The following is a 15,858-nucleotide window of genomic DNA, read 5'->3' as shown; positions in this document are numbered from 1 at the left end:
CAAGGCGGGAGAAGCATACGCGTGGCGGACGCTGGCAAGCTGTCCGGCTGGTTGCTTCGTTTCGCCCGCCGCGTGCTCTACGTCTGGGTACGCACTGCGGTCTTTCCGGCCAGGCTGGAAGAGCTTGCTCTGGACCCGGCGAAGCCGGTCTGCTACGTCCTGCAGGACCGTCACCTGTCCAGCCTGCTGGTGCTCGGAGAGGAGACCAGGCGGGCCGCCCTGCCGCTCGCCGAAGCGCCGATCATCGCCGGCCGGGAGCGTCTGCCGCGGTCCTTCTTTTTTCTCAACCGCGACCGTCGGCGGCATGCCGGCAGAGGCGCCAGCAGCCATTCTCCCTTGCTCATCCGGCTGATTGCGCACGCGCTCGACGACGCGCAGTTCGACGTACAGCTGGTTCCAGTGGTCATCCTTTGGGGGCGCAGCCCGGACAAGCAGGAGTCGATTCTCAAAGCGCTGTTTTCGGAGACCTGGCGGCGGCCTGGTCCGTGGCGCCAACTGCTGGCCATCCTGCTGCATGGGCGCAACGTTCTCGTGCGCTTCAACGCACCCATTTCGCTGCGCGGCTTTCTGGCCGAAGGACTCGATCAGGAAGCTGCGCTGCGCAAGCTGTCACGCGTCTTGCGCGTGCATTTCCGCCGACAGCGCCAGATGGCGATCGGTCCCGACCTCTCGCACCGTCATACGCAGGTCAACGCGGTCCTCGCTGGCGAGCGCGTACGCGCGGCGATGGCCGACGAAGCTGCCTTGCACGGCATCCCGCTTGCCGAGGCGCAGAGTCGCGCGCGCGGTTTTGCGCTCGAGATTGCTTCGGATTACTCGTATGGTGTCGTGCGTGCGCTCGAGTTGTTTCTCACCTGGTTGTGGACGCGCCTGTACGACGGAATCGAGTTGCACAACTTCGCCACGGTGACGCGCATCGCTCCCGGCCACGAGATCGTTTATGTTCCGTGCCATCGCAGCCACATCGATTACCTGCTGCTTTCGTACATCATTCACCGCCAGGGACTGACGCCTCCGCACATTGCCGCGGGAGCCAATCTCAACCTGCCGATCGTCGGTTCTCTGCTGCGCCGGGGCGGCGCGTTCTTTCTTCGCCGCAGCCTGAAGGGCGAAGCCTTGTACGCGGCAGTCTTTCATGAGTATCTGCACCTGATGCTGGCGCGCGGCTTCTCGATCGAGTATTTCATCGAGGGGGGACGAAGCCGCAGCGGGCGAATGCTGACCCCCAAGGCGGGCATTCTCGGGATGACCGTGCTGAGCTTCATTCGGCAGCATGCGCGACCGCTTGTCTTCGTTCCCGTCTATGTCGGCTACGAGAAGATCATCGAGGGCAAGGCCTACGTCGGCGAGCTGGCCGGCCAGCCCAAGCAGCGCGAATCGCTGCTCGGCCTCTTGCGCAGCGTCCGCGAATTGAAACGCGTTTTCGGGAAAGTCCATGTGAACTTTGGGCAGCCCCTGGCGCTGGCCGACTTTCTCGATGCGCGGCGCGCCGATTGGCGCACGCAGGCGGTCGATGAACAGGCGGCATGGGCACGCAGCATCACACGCAGCGCAGCCGCCGAACTGGCCAGGCGGATCAATGACGCTGCCGTGCTCAATCCGGTGAACCTGATCGCTCTTGCCCTGCTTGCGACGCCCCGGCATACGGCCGACGAACACGGCTTGTTGCGTCTGCTCGAGCACTATCGCGGGCTGGTCAGCGCAGCGCCCTACGCGCCAACGACAATCTCCTGCCCGCTCAATGGCGCGCAGATCGTCGACTACGCCGAGCGCCTGACGTTGGTTGAACGGCTGAGCGATCCTTTCGGCCCGCTGATTCGCGTCCGTGAAGGGCAGGCGCCTTTGCTCGCGTATTTCCGCAACAACGTTCTCCACCTGTTTGCGCTGCCGGCGGTGATCGCGTGTCTGTTGAGTCACAACCGGCGTCTCGACACGCAGCGGGTCATCCAGGCGGTCGCTGGCATCTGCACGCTGATGCGGGCAGAACTCTTCCTGCGCTGGACCGACGACGAACTGCCGGCGGCGAGCGAGGCCATTGTGGGTGTCCTCCTGGCGCGGGGTCTGCTGCGCCGTTCGCAGGTCTCCGGTCGGCTTGCGGCGGCCGACCCGATCAGCCAGGAGTCGGCTGAGCTGCGCCTGCTTGGCGAGACGATCCGCCCGCTACTCGAACGCCATTTCCTCACGCTGGCTCTGCTCGAACGACACGGTCCGGGCAAGTTGTCGCGCCAGGCGCTGGAAGATCAATGCCATCTGCTGGCGCGCCGCCTGTCGTTGCTCGATCAGTTCAACGCGGCCGACTTCCCGGAGAAGGCGACGTTCTCGGCGTTCATCAGGAATCTTGTCGAAGCCGAGTTCCTGCGTGAGGACGAAGGCGGCATGCTGCACTTCGACGAGCGACTGCTGACGCCACTCGCCCATTCCGAACTCGTCCTCTCGGCCGACGCGCGCCAGGCAATCCGCCGGATGGCCGGCGCCGACGTGACCGGCGGCTAGCGCGCATTCGGCGAGGTTCAGGCGCGTCCGCCGGGTCCTCGTCTGACTGCCTGTTCGAGCCGCTGCTTCTCCGCAAGAACCTTGTTCGCGTACTCGGTTTCCGGGTCTTCCGCCGCACCGCCGTAGTGCTGCAAACCGGCAATCAGGCTGCCGCGCCAGCGGATCGCTTCCTCCAGCACGTGCACGCCGACTTGAATGTTGGTCACCGGATCGAGGAACGGCTGTTCGCCGGCGCCCTTCGGGATTTTGTCCAGGTGGTAGCCCGGGATGACCTGCATCAGGCCCTTGGCGCCCACGGCGCTCTCGGCGAACGGATTGAAACGCGATTCGATCCCGATGATGGCAATGATCAACAGCGGATCGATGCGCCGCTCGCGACCAACCTTCTGGGCCGCTTCAAAGACCGGAATCAGCGCTTCGGGAGCGACTCGGTAGCGCCGCGAGACAAAGTCGAGCGCGCGCTGCAGCCGCGGTGACAGCGCCTCGACCGGCGGTCCAGGCGCACGTGCGACCTCGTTCGCCGGACCATCGGTAACGACCGGTGCTTCCATGAACAGTCCGTCGTCAGGGACGGCCTGTGTGCGGTCGTCAAGCATTGGCTTGACGGTGCCCAGCAGGCTCATCAGTCCAACGACGAGCAAGCTGTGCTGAATGAAACTCAAGGTGGCGTCAGAACGGCGCGCCGTGGTACTTCTGAGCGAAATCGCTACGGACATGCTCTCTCCTTCACTTTGGTCGCCAGGCCAAAAAACCGGCTTGACGATGGGCGGTTACAGGCGGGTGCAAAGCCTCGAACGCGTGGGGAACACTTTCCCTGAGGCCAGTACTCTGAGCGGTCAGAAAGCCCGCCAACAGAGCGGCAAGAAGGCAGCCGATTGGCTGCGTTTGGTCTGCAAACTGCAGGACGGATTGCAGTGTATTGATTCTGCTGGATTTCGTCAAGCCGTTTCGGAATAGCCCGGAAAACCGGGCCGATTTCCTCGGCGCAAAGGCGTCGCCGGCACCCGGAAAAAAGCGAAGAACTTCGTTCACCATTTCGCCCCATGCTGTTGATTGATTGAGAACAGCAAGGCGCGCATTTTTGCTGGCCGCTTCCTATAATGGCGCTGCTTCATCCTCGCTCAACTCGTCAGTCCGGACACCCGTATGCGACTTCAAGCCCCTTCCAGCCAGCCCCAAGCAGGCGTGTTCCCGTCTCCACAAGCTGGCCGCGCGCGTGTCGGTGACCGCCGGAAGGCCACTCGACACTCCCGAGCACCGGATGATGGCGCCAGCCGCGCGGAGCACGTCCAATGGAGCTAGTCTTGCTCGGCTTGCTGATCGTCCTCAACGGCGTGCTCGCCATGTCTGAAATTGCGGTCGTTTCGGCGCGCGCACCGCGCTTGCAGAAACTGGCCGACGATGGCCACGCCGGCGCCCGCTCGGCGCTCGCGTTGCACCACGAACCTTCGACCTTCCTGTCGACGATACAGGTTGGAATTACCAGCGTCGGCATCCTCAGCGGCGCCATCGGCGAGGCCACGTTGGCGCTTCCCCTGGCGGACTTCCTCGCCAGGTCGCCTGGGCTTGCGCCTTACGCAGAAGGCTTGTCGATGACCCTGGTGGTCGTCACCGTCACCTACTTCTCGGTCGTCATCGGCGAACTCGTGCCCAAGCACCTGGGCCTGCTCGCTCCTGAGCGGATCGCTGCGTTCGTTGCCCGGCCGATGGAATTGCTCGCCCGATTCGCCCGGCCGGTCGTCTGGCTTCTCTCGTCGTCGTCCAGCCTGCTGCTCGGGCTGCTCGGCGCACGAAGGGTGGCGCAGCCACCGGTGACCGACGAGGAGATCGACGTGCTGATGGGACAGGGCGCCGATGCTGGCGTCTTTCACGCCAGCGAGCGGGCAATCGTTTCGAACGTACTGCGGCTGGACGATCAGCAGGTCAGTTCGATCATGACCCACCGCAAGGACATCTACCTGGTCGACCTGGACGACGGTGACGAGGTGCTCCGCCAACGTCTGGTCGACAGCCCATACCGGCGCATCGTCGTCTGCCGCGGTGGCCTCGAGCAGATCGTCGGCCTGCTGCGCACCAGCGATCTGCTCGGACCGGCTTTGCTCGGCGCACCGCTGGACATCGAGCCTTTCATTAAACCAACGTTTTACATGCCGGCCAGCGTGACGACGACGCACCTGCTGGAGACCTTCCGGCGCGCCCGCCAGCAGTGTGTCCTGTTGGTTGACGAGTATGGCGACCTGCTCGGACTGGTGACGCTTTCCGATGTGCTGAGTGCGATCGTCGGCGACCTGCCGACCTCGGACTTGCCCGAGGAACAGGACGTCGTCATGCGTGAGGACGGCTCGTGGCTGGTTGATGGCAGCACGACGATCGAACGCCTGAAGAGCGTCCTGTCCGTCCATGGCGACTTGCCGGGCGAAGCGGAAAACAGCTTCCACACCTTGGGTGGCTTCGTCATGTACGTGCTCGGCCGGATTCCGCTGGCCTCGGACCACTTCGAGCACGCTGGCCTGCGCTTCGAGGTCGTCGACATGGACAAGAACCGGGTTGACAAGGTGCTGATCGCGCGTCGCAGCGGTGTGCCCGGCGGGTCAACTCGCGCTGGTGCTTGAGGCTGCCAGTTCTCGCTGCCAGTTCTCGCTGTCAGACCGAATTCACGCCGCCGACTGCGCCCGCCGATCCTGGTAATACAGCGCGAGCAGAGCACCGCCGACGATCGCTGCCAGCGTGACGAACGAACCCAGTGCCAGCGTCGACACGCCGCTGATCCCCTGGCCTATCGTGCACCCCAGGCCAAGCACGCCGCCAAAGCCCATTAAAGCAGCGCCAACGATGTGGTTGGCCGTGTCTTCAAGATCGCGGAAGCCTTCCCAGCGGAAGCTGCCGCTGCCGACGGCGCTCAGCAAGCTGCCGGCGAGCACGCCGAGCAGGCTGGCGACGGCGAAGCTCAGGTGACGGTTGCTGTCCGACCAAAGCATCAGCAGTTCGAGCAGGTACGCCTGGGGAGCAACGAAACTGAGCGATTCCATGCGCCCGCTGTTGGTCGCGACAAAAGCCTCCTGCAAGGTTTCCGGATCTTCGGCGAGGTAGCCCAGCGCACCGCTGACGTACCAGCCGCCAACGACGCTCAGACCGATGCACAGTCCGGCCAGCGCGCTGCCCGGCGCCAGGCGCTGGCGCGGCAGGAAGACGAAAGCGAGCAACGCGCTGCCGATCGCCAAGGCGCAGCCGGTCAGCGCGAGGTCCGCGGGCAGGCCCAGAGCGATGAGCAGAGCCGGCAGGTCGTGGCCGGCGGCAAACGCTGCCGACCCGCGCTCGCTGAGATCGAGGCGCAAGCCGGCCAGCGCGCCGCGCATCGTCATTTCGGCGAACAGGCCGACGATCAGCAAGACGACCATCGCCTTGAGGCTGCCGCCGCCGATGCGGACCAGTGTGCGTGCCGCACAGCCCGATGCGAGAACCATGCCGAAACCGAACGTGGCGCCCCCGATGACGTGCGCCAGCCAGGGGAAACCGGCGCTGCGGTAGATCGATCTGGCGAGATCAATCCGGCCGCTCGAGTGCAGCGCCGCGCTACCAAGAACGGCAACGGCGATGGCGAGCAGCCACATGCGCATGCGCCGCCAGTCGCGCATGTTGACGATGTCGGCGATCGCTCCCATCGGGCAGAAGCGGCTGTGCTGGGCGACGGCGCCAAACACGCTACCGAGGCCAAAGGCGAGCCAGAGAATGCGCTCGGGCAGGGCGATAGTGTCGATCACAGTCGCCGGGATCAAGCGCGAGGCGCGCAAGAACCTGGTGCACCGGAGCAGCGCCGCCTCATCGCGCTTCCCCCGGCTCGACCGCGTAGTCTTTCGCGTCGCGGCTCAGTCCGCATAGCGTGTCGGGTCGGGTACGCCGGCGGCGGCAAAACCCGCACGGCGCAGTCGGCAAGAGTCGCACCTGCCACAGGCACCACCCGCCGCGTCGGCCTGATAGCACGAGACGGTGAGCGCGAAGTCTACGCCAAGCGCCATTCCGCGCTGGATGATCTCTGCTTTGCTCAAGTCGATCAGCGGCGCGTGAATGCGCAGCCTGGCGCCTTCGACGGCAGCTCGCGTAGCGAGATTGGCCATCTGTTCAAAGGCGGCGATGTACGCCGGCCGGCAATCGGGATAGCCCGAATAATCGACCGCATTGACGCCGACGAAGACGTCACGGCTGCCGAGCACCTCGGCCCAGGCAAGCGCCAGTGCGAGCAGCAGCGTATTGCGCGCCGGCACGTAGGTGATCGGAATTCCGGCCGTTGCCTGATCGACGGGCACGGCGATGGTTTCGTCGGTCAGCGCCGAGGCGCCAAATTCGCTCAGCGGCAGGCGCAAGACACGCTGCTCGACTGCGCCCAGCGCCGTCGCCAGCGCCGCTGCCGCCTGCAGTTCGGCGCGATGGCGCTGACCGTAGTCGACCGACAGACAATAGCAGGCAAAGCCCTGCGCACGTGCGAGCGCGAGCGTCGTCGCCGAATCAAGTCCGCCGGAGAGGAGGACGATGGCAGGTGGGCGAGAAGGGGCGGGCGATGTGTCCATTCGGAGAATATACCGCTTTCCCGGCCCGCTCGACCAGCATGCCGGGTCAGCCGCGGGCGATCGCCTGCATGCTCATGTTCAGCCTCGCACTGCTCGACCTTGCTCAGCGCCACAAGAGGGGCGCTGAGCATCACGCAACTGCGCCGCGCTTCGCGACACCTCTGCCAGCGGGGCGTTCAGCGCCGCCAGAAGGCGGGCATGAGAACGACCAGCAGGGTGAAGATCTCCAGGCGGCCAAGCAGCATGGCCCACGAGCATACCCAGGTCTGGAAGTCGCTGAGGACGGCGTAGGTGGTTGCCGGGCCGACCAGGTTGAGTCCCGGGCCGGTGTTGTTCAGGCAGGCAACCACCGCCGAAAAAGCGGTAATCACGTCGAGCTTGGTGGCGATCAGGAGAAATGTGAGCGAAACGATGCTGACCACGTAGATGAAGAGAAAACCGAGGATGGCGTGCAGCACATGGTCGGGGACGACCGCGGTGCCAAAGCGGACGGTCTGCAGGCCGCGCGGATGCATGGCGCGCATCAGTTCGCGCGACACCTGCTTGTAGAGGATGACCGCGCGCATCATCTTGATGCCGCCGCCCGCCGACCCGGAGCAGGCAACGAAGCTGCCAAGAAAAAGCAGCCACAACTGCGCGAAAATCGGCCATTGCGCGTAGTCGGTGGTCGCAAAGCCCAAGGAAGTCGCCAGCGAGACCGAGTGAAAGGCGACGTAGCGCAAGGTGCTCAGGAAATCGTCGTAGATGGCCTCGGGCCACAGGTAGACCGCCAGCGCAACGCTGCTGATCGCCAGGAAACCGAGGAAATAGTGCGCTTCGACGTCGAAGCGGTAGGCGCGTAGCGAGCGCTGCGACAGGACGAGGAAATGCGTGCTGAAGTTGATTCCGGCGAGCAGGGCGAAGAAGACCACGACCAGCTCGATTTCGAGACTGTTGAAGTGTCCGAGACTGGCGTCCTTGGTGGAAAAACCGCCGAGCCCCATGATCGAGAAAGCGTGCAGGAGCGCATCCCAGGTCTCCATGCCGACTTGCTGCAAAGCCAAGGTGCACGCCAGCGTGAGCAGCACGTACACCACCCACAGCCCTTTGGCGGTTTCCGCAAGCCGCGGGGTGATCTTCGAATCCTTCATCGGACCCGGAGTCTCCGCCTTGAGCATGCTTCGTCCACCAAAGCCGAGCAGCGGCAGGATGGCGACGGCGAGGACGACGACGCCGAGGCCGCCGATCCAGTGCAGGAAGGTACGCCAGAAGTTGATCGATAGTGGCAGGTGATCAAGTCCGGAAAGTACCGTGGCGCCGGTGGCAGTGAGCCCCGACACCGCCTCGAAATAGGCATCGGTCCAGGATAGATCCTTGATCTGAAAATAAAGAGGCAAGGCGGCGAAGGCGGGCAAGAGCGACCATACCAGGACGACGAGGAGAAAACTGTCGCGCACGCGCAGTTCGCGGCGGTGACGGCGGCCCAGTTGCGCGAGCAAGGCACCGGTGAGCACGGTGATCAGGACGGCTTCGTCGTAAGCGCTGTGCGCTCCATCGTCGATCACCCACGACAGCGTCAGCGGGACCAGCATCAGTCCGCCAAAACCCATGACCAGAATGCCGAGAAGGAAGAGAAGCGGAGCGAAACGTTGCAGCATCGGTAACTCTCGCGATTGAGGCAAGCGACGACGCGGAAGGGGACGCGCAATGATGCACCAGGAGCCGCTGCCTGGGCAATGCTGCGCGCCGGGCTCGGCGTCCTGCGCCACTGCCGCTGGCGTGGACAGCGGTGGCGTGGGGTTGGTCGGCATCATGCTGCGAACATCTTCGACACATCCTCTGCTGGTAATGGCCGCGGCGTCTCGGTACGATAGGCCGGCACAGCACACGCGCGGACTTTCATGTATATCACCCAGCACACCGATTTCGCCCTGCGCGCCCTGATCTATCTCGGCAGCAACACGGACCGACTGGTTACCATCCAGGAGATCTCCGATCGCTTCGCTGTCTCACGAAACCATCTGATGAAAGTGGTCAACGCGCTGATCCGGGCCGGCTTCGTCGAGGGCTTGCGCGGCAAGGGCGGTGGCCTGCGCCTTGCCCGTCCGCCGCGTCAGATCGTCGTTGGCGAGGTGGTGCGCCAGATGGAACCGTGCATGGATCTCGTCGAGTGTTTCGCTGCCGAGGGCTGTCAGTGCATTCTCGATCCCGGCTGCAAGCTGAAAGTCGGCCTTTCCAGGGCGCTGGCCGCCTTCCTCAAGGTGCTCGACGAGATGACGCTGGCCGATCTCGTCGGCAGGAGCGAGCGCAGCATCCTCACCTTCTTCCCTGTCGCCTGATCCACCGGCATTCCGGATGACCCCATTGCGGCAGCTTGCCGCAAAAGATGCATAGAAGTTGCAGCTTTTAAGGGCTTCGAATAATATCCCTCCTAAAAGATGCATAGAAAACTCTTCTTATGCTGTTCATCAACCACGAAAGGAAACGCCATGCACACCACACGCAAGCTCTGGACCTGGCTGGCGGTGATCTTTGTCCTCTCCTTCGCCGCGCTTGGCTGGGTCGGGAACGAGATCTACGTCAGTGCCCCGCCGATTCCCAAGGCCGTCGTCAACTCGAAGGGCGAAGTCCTCTTCGCCGAAGGCAGCGTCCAGCGCGGCCAGGAGGCCTGGCTTGCCGCCGGGGGCCAGCAGTTCGGCTCGGTCTGGGGCCACGGCTCCTACCTGGCGCCGGACTGGTCGGCCGATTGGCTGCATCGCGAGGCGATCGCGCTGCGCGAGATCCGTGCGCAGCAACAGCACGGCACCGGCTACGCCCACCTGCAGGCCGGCCAGCAGGCGGCACTCGACGCCGAGCTGAAGAGCGAGATGCGCCGCAACACGCACGACGCGGCTACGAACGTCGTCACGCTGTCCGCCGAACGCGCCGAGGCCGTGCAGCAGGTCGCGCAGCACTACGTCGACCTCTTCGGTGACGAAGCTTCGCTGGCCGCTCTGCGCGAGCAGTACGCGATGTTGCCGGGGGTGCTCAAGCTCGCCGAAGACCGCGAGGCGCTGTCCGCCTTCTTCTTCTGGAGCGCCTGGTCGGCGACCACCGATCGCCCGGGCGAGAGCGGGCTTTCCTACACCAGCAACTGGCCGCACGAGCCGCTGGTCGGCAACACGCCGACCGCCGGCACCGGCATCTGGTCGGTCGCCAGCGTCATCCTGATGATCGGCGCCATCGCTGGCATGATCTTCTTCCATTCGCGTCATGAGCAAAGCGACCCGCTGCCGCCGATGACCGACCCGCTGTTCAGCCTGAAGCCGACGCCGTCGATGCTGGCGACGCGGAAGTACTTCTTCGTGGTGATTGCGCTGATCCTGGCGCAGGTCGGCATGGGTGTGCTCACCGCGCACTACGCGGTCGAAGGCACCGCGCTGTTCGGCATCCCGATCGGCGAGATTCTGCCCTTCACGGTCAGCCGCACCATCCACACGCAGTTTGCCGTGCTCTGGATCGCCACCGCCTGGCTTGCCACCGGCCTCTACATTGCGCCGGCGATCTCCGGCCATGAGCCGAAGTATCAGAAGCTTGGCGTGAACCTGCTGTTCTACGCGCTGCTCTTCATCGTCGCCGGATCCACCGCCACCGGCTGGGTCGGCAGCCTGCACAACCCGGGCAACGAATTCGCTTTCTGGATCGGCAACCAGGGCCTCGAGTTCACCAGCATGGGCCGCGTCTGGCAGATCCTGCTCTTCGTCGGCCTGCTCATCTGGGTGGCGCTGCTCGCTCGTGGCTTGTGGCCGGCGCTGAAGACACCTTCGGAATCGCGCGGTCTGATCGCCATGGTCTTCCTCTCCGCGCTGTGCATCGGCGGCTTCTACGCGACCTCGCTGGCTTGGGGCCGCCAAACGCACTACTCGATGATCGAGTACTGGCGCTGGTGGCTGGTGCACCTCTGGGTCGAAGGCTTTTTCGAAGTGTTCGCCACCGCCGTCATCGCACTCCTGTTCACCCGTCTTGGCCTGGTTCGCGCTGCCGCCGCCAACACCGCCATCGTTGCCGAGACCATCGTCTTCCTGTTTGGCGGCATCCTCGGCACGCTGCACCATCTCTACTTCACCGGCACACCGACCTCGGTGATCGCTATCGGGGCAATGTTCTCCGCGCTGGAAGTGGTGCCGCTGGCGATGATCGGCGTCGAGGCGTGGCGCAACTACCAGCGTTCGCAGGCGGCCGAATGGGTGGCTGCCTACAAGTGGCCGATTCTTTGCTTCATCGCGGTCGGCTTCTGGAACGTGGTCGGAGCAGGCCTGCTCGGTTTCTCGATCAACACGCCGATCGCGCTGTACTACATGCAGGGCATGAATATGACCGCAGCGCACGGTCACGCGGCGCTGTTCGGGGTGTACGGCATGCTCGGCATCGGCCTCATGCTCTTCTGCCTGCGTGGTCTCTTCCCGCGTGCCGCATGGTCCGATCGGCTGCTCGCCGGAACGTTCTGGTCGCTGAACATCGGTCTGGCGATGATGGTCTTCATGTCGCTGGTGCCCGCCGGCATCGGCCAAGCATGGGCCAGCATCACGCACGGCGTCTGGTTCGCCCGTTCGCCCGAGTTCGTGCATGGCACGCTGATGGAGGGCTTCGTCTGGGCACGCGTGCCGGGTGACATCGTCTTCGCGTTCGGCACGCTGTTCCTCGCGCTGTTTGCCTGCAAGCTGCTTGGTGCGCGCAAGGCAGCGCCGGTTGCCGGCGGCGTGCGCCAGATCGCCTGAGCCATACGGCCTGGCCGACGCGCAATCGGCTGCAGGCAATCGTTGCTTAGACCTTTATCTCTTGGCCCGGCCCTGTGCCGGGCACCTTTCAGCGCTGTCCCGACCCGTTCAGCCTGGAGTTTTCTTTCACATTGACCGATTTGCCTGAGAGGGTATGGTCGAGCTTCCGCCAGCGGAGATTGACGACCTGGTCAGAGGCAGGCGACGCGTCCATTCGGCGAACATACACATACCGCTTTCCTGCCCCGCTCGACCAGCCCGCGCGCGGCGCGCGACGGTATCACAGCTTGACGCTGAATCCGGCGTACAGCGAGCGCCCCATACCGGGAAGCCCGATCCCCCAGGGGACGGCGTTGATGCTCATGGTGGTCCCCTGACCAAGGTATGCACCGCCAAGCGGCTGGACATGGAATTTGTCGAACACGTTGTCGATGCCGAAATCGACGCGCACGTCCTTCCAGGTGTGGCTGGCGCGCAGATTCATCAGGCTGTAGCCCGGCGTCTGGATTTCATTGCGCGCGTCCGCCACCTTGTCCTTTCGTTTTACCATCACAAGCTCAACGGCATTGTCCCAGCCGCCCAGGGTATGCGTCAGACTGAGTCGGGCGTTGAGCGGCATGATGTTGTACAGGGAATCGCCGGTGTCGCGGTTCCTGCCGTTGGTATAGCCGAGCTTGCCCTTGACGGCGAAGCTGCCAAGTGCTGTTGCGGCGAGCGGAGCGTGTCCGGAGAGGTCGACGCCGACCAGGCGCGCCGCCTGGTTGGCATACTGCAGGACGACGAAACTGTTGCTGCTTGTCGCATTGGCCGGTGTGCATGATGCGCCGCTGGTGCAGCGCAGCGCGTCGATGTAATCGCTCACCCGGGTGTAATACGGCGTCGCTGTCAACGCCCAGCTTCGATCGTCGGCGTGCCAGTCGAGCGTAGCGCTCAGCGTCCAGGCCTTTTCGGGTTTCAGATCGAGATTCCCGAGGTAGCCGTTGCCGTCGCCAGCGAAGTTGTTCATCACCGCCGCCATCGACCAGGTCGACCACGTATAGCGCTCGTAAAGATTGGGTGAGCGCACCTTGTGTGCGAAGCCGAACTCGAGGTCGACAGCGCGATTCGGCACATGCCGGGCAAGCGCCGTCATCTCCCAGTTGTGGTCGGTCCGCGCATGCTTGCGCGCGTTGAAGGCGTTGGCGTCGGCATACTGATTGCCCGTCGCGCCGCTGGCCGTGCTGTAGCCTTGCACCATGTCCGCGTCCATGCGAACGCGTTCGTAGCGTACGCCGAGAAGCGTCGTCCAGCGCGCATTCAAGCGTCCTTCCCATTCGGCGAAGGCGCCCAGGCGATCGCGCTGGCCGTTGTTGATGTTCCAGAACGTCCCCGGCCACATGCCAGCCCCGGACGGTGGCCACCCGTCATCGAGACGGTAGCGTTGCTGATCGACGCCGACGCGCAGCAGATCCTGCGGGCTCAGATCGATCGCGGCGTGCACTGAGGCGCCGAGGTTGCTGCTCTCGCTTTCCATCGGCATGCCGGCTGCACAGTTGACGCCAATCGGCGAACACGGCGTGGCGAAGGCAGCGGTCGGGCCGCCAGTGGCTGTGCCATACCAGAACCTCTTGTCGGTGCCGAAATCCATCTTGTGCCGGACGCTTTCGCGGTAGGCCCGTGCTTCCAGGCTTCCCCAGGCAAACTGCCCTTGGTACTGCAGGTTTGCCCGCTGCTGACGGTTGTCGGTCATGTCCATGCGCTGGTTCGGGTAAAGCTGCTCGGGAACGTTCTGCCAGCCGAACTTGAGGTCGATCAGGTGGTTCTCGTGGCGCAGGGCCAGGCCGAGCGCCTGGCTGGCGGTCCGGTACGCGCTCGATCCGACTTCGTCGAGCGCCAGCCGGTGGCCGGCGCGCCCCGTTTCGCGCGTCGTCTTGAACGCTTGTCCCGCGCGGTAGTTGTCGGACTCGGCGTAGGCCGCTTGGTAGCCGACACTCAGTTGGTCGCTGGCCAGCGTCGCGGCAAGATTGCCGCCGAAGGCACCGCCGTTCGAGCGATAGTAGGCGCCGAACTCGCCGGTGTTGAGCAGAACGTCGCGCGCGGCGGCAAAGCGTGGCGGCCGCGACTTGACGATGATCGTGCTGCCGATACTGTCGCCACCGGCGCTGACCGGCGGCAGCGCGCTGTGCACGGTCAGGCTGCCGACCTGGCTCGGGTCGATGTAGGACAGCGGCGGATTCATGTGGTTGGGGCAGGTGGAGATCAAGTCCATTCCGTCGAGCTTGATGCGGTGGCGATCATCGGCCAGACCATGAATCACCGGCAGACTGGAAACGCCACCCCCCGCTTGCAGTTCGACGCCGGGGATGTCGCGCAACAGGCTGGCCGTGTCGCTCGTCGCCGCGCGCATCTGGCGCAGGCGAGCGGGCGTGAGCGAAAGCGCTGCCGGCACAGACTGGATCTTCGAGTCGCTGACGACGATTTCGCCGAGTATCGGGGCGTCCGACTCGCCTCGCTCGGCTGCTTCGGCACTCGCCGTTCCCGAACAGGCAAGGGCAACGGCCAGCGCCACACGGCGCGGCCGGTGAAAATCCAACATCTTCTCTCCTCGGGTGAGTCGGCGGCCGCCGGGATGGCTGCCGCGCTGATCAGTCGCCGATGGTAGGTTGCTGGACGCTCGTCCGGAATGTGACATGGGGTCGCACAGCCGCGCCTGCAGATGCTGTACTCGTGACCGATCGGGCGATTCCGGCGGGGGTCGGCCGGTGACCAAAGCGAAGCGGCAAGGGCTAGAGGAGTTCGAGCAGGCGGAACTCTTCGCTCTCGGCAATCCGGATCACATCGCCGGCACACAGCCAGGTGGTTCCGTGGACCCGCTCGCCGTTCAGGAAAGTGCCGTTGCCGCTGTAGAGATCGGTGATTCGGCAACTCCCCTTGTCGAGCGTGATCAGCGCGTGGTGTCGGCTCACCGGCGCGTCGCTGATCACCACATCGTTTTCTGGCGCCCGGCCAAGGCTGGTCACGCCCTCGCGCAATTCATGGCGGGCGAGGGCGTTGGTCCGCGAGACGAGCACGAACCCGCTTTTTGCGGCCCTCCCCGGCGAGACTGGCAGATCCTTCGGCAGCCTGATCAGTTGCGTATCGGTGCTGTCGAAAGACGGCGTCTTGTGCTCCCAGTCGCTGGCAAAAACCGCGCTCAACCGACGCAGGACCTCGCGGTCATCGACCGTGATCGATAGCTCGCGGCGCCGGTCCAGACTCTCGGTGCGCAGGTTCATGCTGCCGATGACGGCCGTTGCACCGTCGATGATCACGCACTTGGCGTGCAGCTTGTAGCGTGGCACCGCGCGGAATTCGATTTCCCCGGGCAAGATGTTGCCGTGCTCCTCGTCGCCGAGAACGCGAACCTGAACGCCAGCTTTCGCCTTGTCGACGAGCAGGCGCACGATCGCCGGGTCGGTCAGTTTGGCATCGGCAATCTGAATCGAGGTGCGTGCGCTGCCCAGCAACTGCTGGATTCTTTGCCGGCTGTTGAACGGGCTGATCAGCAGGGGGAGCGCCTCGTCCGGCGTGAAGCTGCGGTCGTTCCAGTCGGCCGCAAAGAGGCGGTCGATCTCGCTGGCGATCGCCGGATCGTGTGTTTCGACGCCGAAGTCGCGCGTGTAGTGCAGGTTCTCGCGTGTCGGATTGAAGGTGAAGACGAACGCCTGCTCGGCATCCACCGTCATCACCTTGTAGTGATAACGCGCTCGCTTGCTGTCGCCGGCGGGTTCACGGGTGGCGATTCCGGCTTCCTTGGCGTCCTTGAGAAGCTTGCGATTCGTCTCTTCCCAGCCGCGCGCACTGCTCGCGATCAGCACGCGAATGCGTACGCCGCGCCGGCGAGCGTCGACCAGGGCGAGTTGGATGATCGGGTCATCCATCCGGTAGACGGTCAGATTGATCGTACGCACCGCCCGGTCGACGGCGCGCACGATCGGGAAAAAGCTGTCGCCTGGTTGAACGATGAGCGAGATCTTCTGCAGCATGACGAGTTCCTGGGTTCGCCGCGTCAGAGCGAAGGCAAGCCTTCGCCCTGACCTGACGGC

General features: G+C 64.5%; 10 protein-coding genes. 4 read left to right on the top strand and 6 right to left on the bottom strand.

Annotation, left to right across the window (positions count from 1 at the left end):
- Positions 1-21: 21 nt before the first annotated feature.
- Positions 22-2,493: a glycerol-3-phosphate 1-O-acyltransferase PlsB gene (plsB, locus tag Q1L59_RS08075; RefSeq protein WP_300330613.1), complete on the top strand. Its 2,472-nt coding sequence runs from the start codon at positions 22-24 to the stop codon at positions 2,491-2,493.
- A gap of 17 nt (positions 2,494-2,510) precedes the next feature.
- Here the strand turns inward: plsB and Q1L59_RS08070 are convergent, their stop codons facing one another.
- A complete protein-coding gene (locus tag Q1L59_RS08070) occupies positions 2,511-3,209 on the bottom strand; it encodes a transglycosylase SLT domain-containing protein (RefSeq protein WP_300330610.1) in 699 nt (232 codons plus the stop codon).
- Between the two features lie 576 nt (positions 3,210-3,785).
- On the opposite strand from Q1L59_RS08070, the gene Q1L59_RS08065 reads away from it, so the two are divergent.
- Entirely contained in the window at positions 3,786-5,105 is a 1,320-nt protein-coding gene (locus Q1L59_RS08065; protein ID WP_300330570.1) for a hemolysin family protein, read from the top strand.
- 42 nt (positions 5,106-5,147) lie between these two features.
- Here Q1L59_RS08065 and Q1L59_RS08060 read toward each other — a convergent pair whose 3' ends face one another.
- From Q1L59_RS08060 to Q1L59_RS08050, 3 genes are all read right to left on the bottom strand, one after another.
- Positions 5,148-6,254, bottom strand: a complete 1,107-nt coding sequence (locus tag Q1L59_RS08060) for a YeeE/YedE family protein (RefSeq protein ID WP_366145638.1) — start codon at positions 6,252-6,254, stop codon at positions 5,148-5,150.
- 105 nt (positions 6,255-6,359) lie between these two features.
- Positions 6,360-7,058, bottom strand: a complete 699-nt coding sequence (queC, locus tag Q1L59_RS08055) for a 7-cyano-7-deazaguanine synthase QueC (RefSeq protein WP_300330567.1) — start codon at positions 7,056-7,058, stop codon at positions 6,360-6,362.
- A gap of 176 nt (positions 7,059-7,234) precedes the next feature.
- The gene (locus tag Q1L59_RS08050) at positions 7,235-8,695 is read right to left on the bottom strand and encodes a potassium transporter TrkG (protein ID WP_300330565.1); all 1,461 of its coding nucleotides are present in this window, start codon (positions 8,693-8,695) and stop codon (positions 7,235-7,237) included.
- 243 nt (positions 8,696-8,938) lie between these two features.
- On the opposite strand from Q1L59_RS08050, the gene Q1L59_RS08045 reads away from it, so the two are divergent.
- Positions 8,939-9,376 carry an Rrf2 family transcriptional regulator gene (locus tag Q1L59_RS08045; RefSeq protein ID WP_300330562.1) on the top strand — a complete coding sequence of 146 codons (438 nt, stop codon included), beginning with the start codon at positions 8,939-8,941 and terminating at the stop codon, positions 9,374-9,376.
- A gap of 150 nt (positions 9,377-9,526) precedes the next feature.
- Positions 9,527-11,794 (top strand): nitric-oxide reductase large subunit, encoded by a 2,268-nt coding sequence (locus tag Q1L59_RS08040; RefSeq protein ID WP_300330559.1) that lies wholly within the window; start codon positions 9,527-9,529, stop codon positions 11,792-11,794.
- 280 nt (positions 11,795-12,074) lie between these two features.
- Here the strand turns inward: Q1L59_RS08040 and Q1L59_RS08035 are convergent, their stop codons facing one another.
- Together Q1L59_RS08035 and Q1L59_RS08030 are read right to left on the bottom strand one after the other, a co-directional pair.
- Positions 12,075-14,369 (bottom strand): TonB-dependent receptor, encoded by a 2,295-nt coding sequence (locus tag Q1L59_RS08035; protein WP_300330556.1) that lies wholly within the window; start codon positions 14,367-14,369, stop codon positions 12,075-12,077.
- Positions 14,370-14,559: 190 nt separating this feature from the next.
- Positions 14,560-15,798, bottom strand: coding sequence for a phospholipase D-like domain-containing protein (locus Q1L59_RS08030; protein ID WP_300330553.1), 1,239 nt, complete (start codon positions 15,796-15,798; stop codon positions 14,560-14,562).
- Positions 15,799-15,858 lie beyond the last annotated feature (60 nt).

This window comes from Accumulibacter sp., assembly GCF_029255125.1.
Lineage (GTDB): Bacteria > Pseudomonadota > Gammaproteobacteria > Burkholderiales > Rhodocyclaceae > Accumulibacter.
The sequence above is the reverse complement of the archived record's forward strand: the minus strand, read 5'-3'. Positions and strand labels throughout refer to the sequence as shown.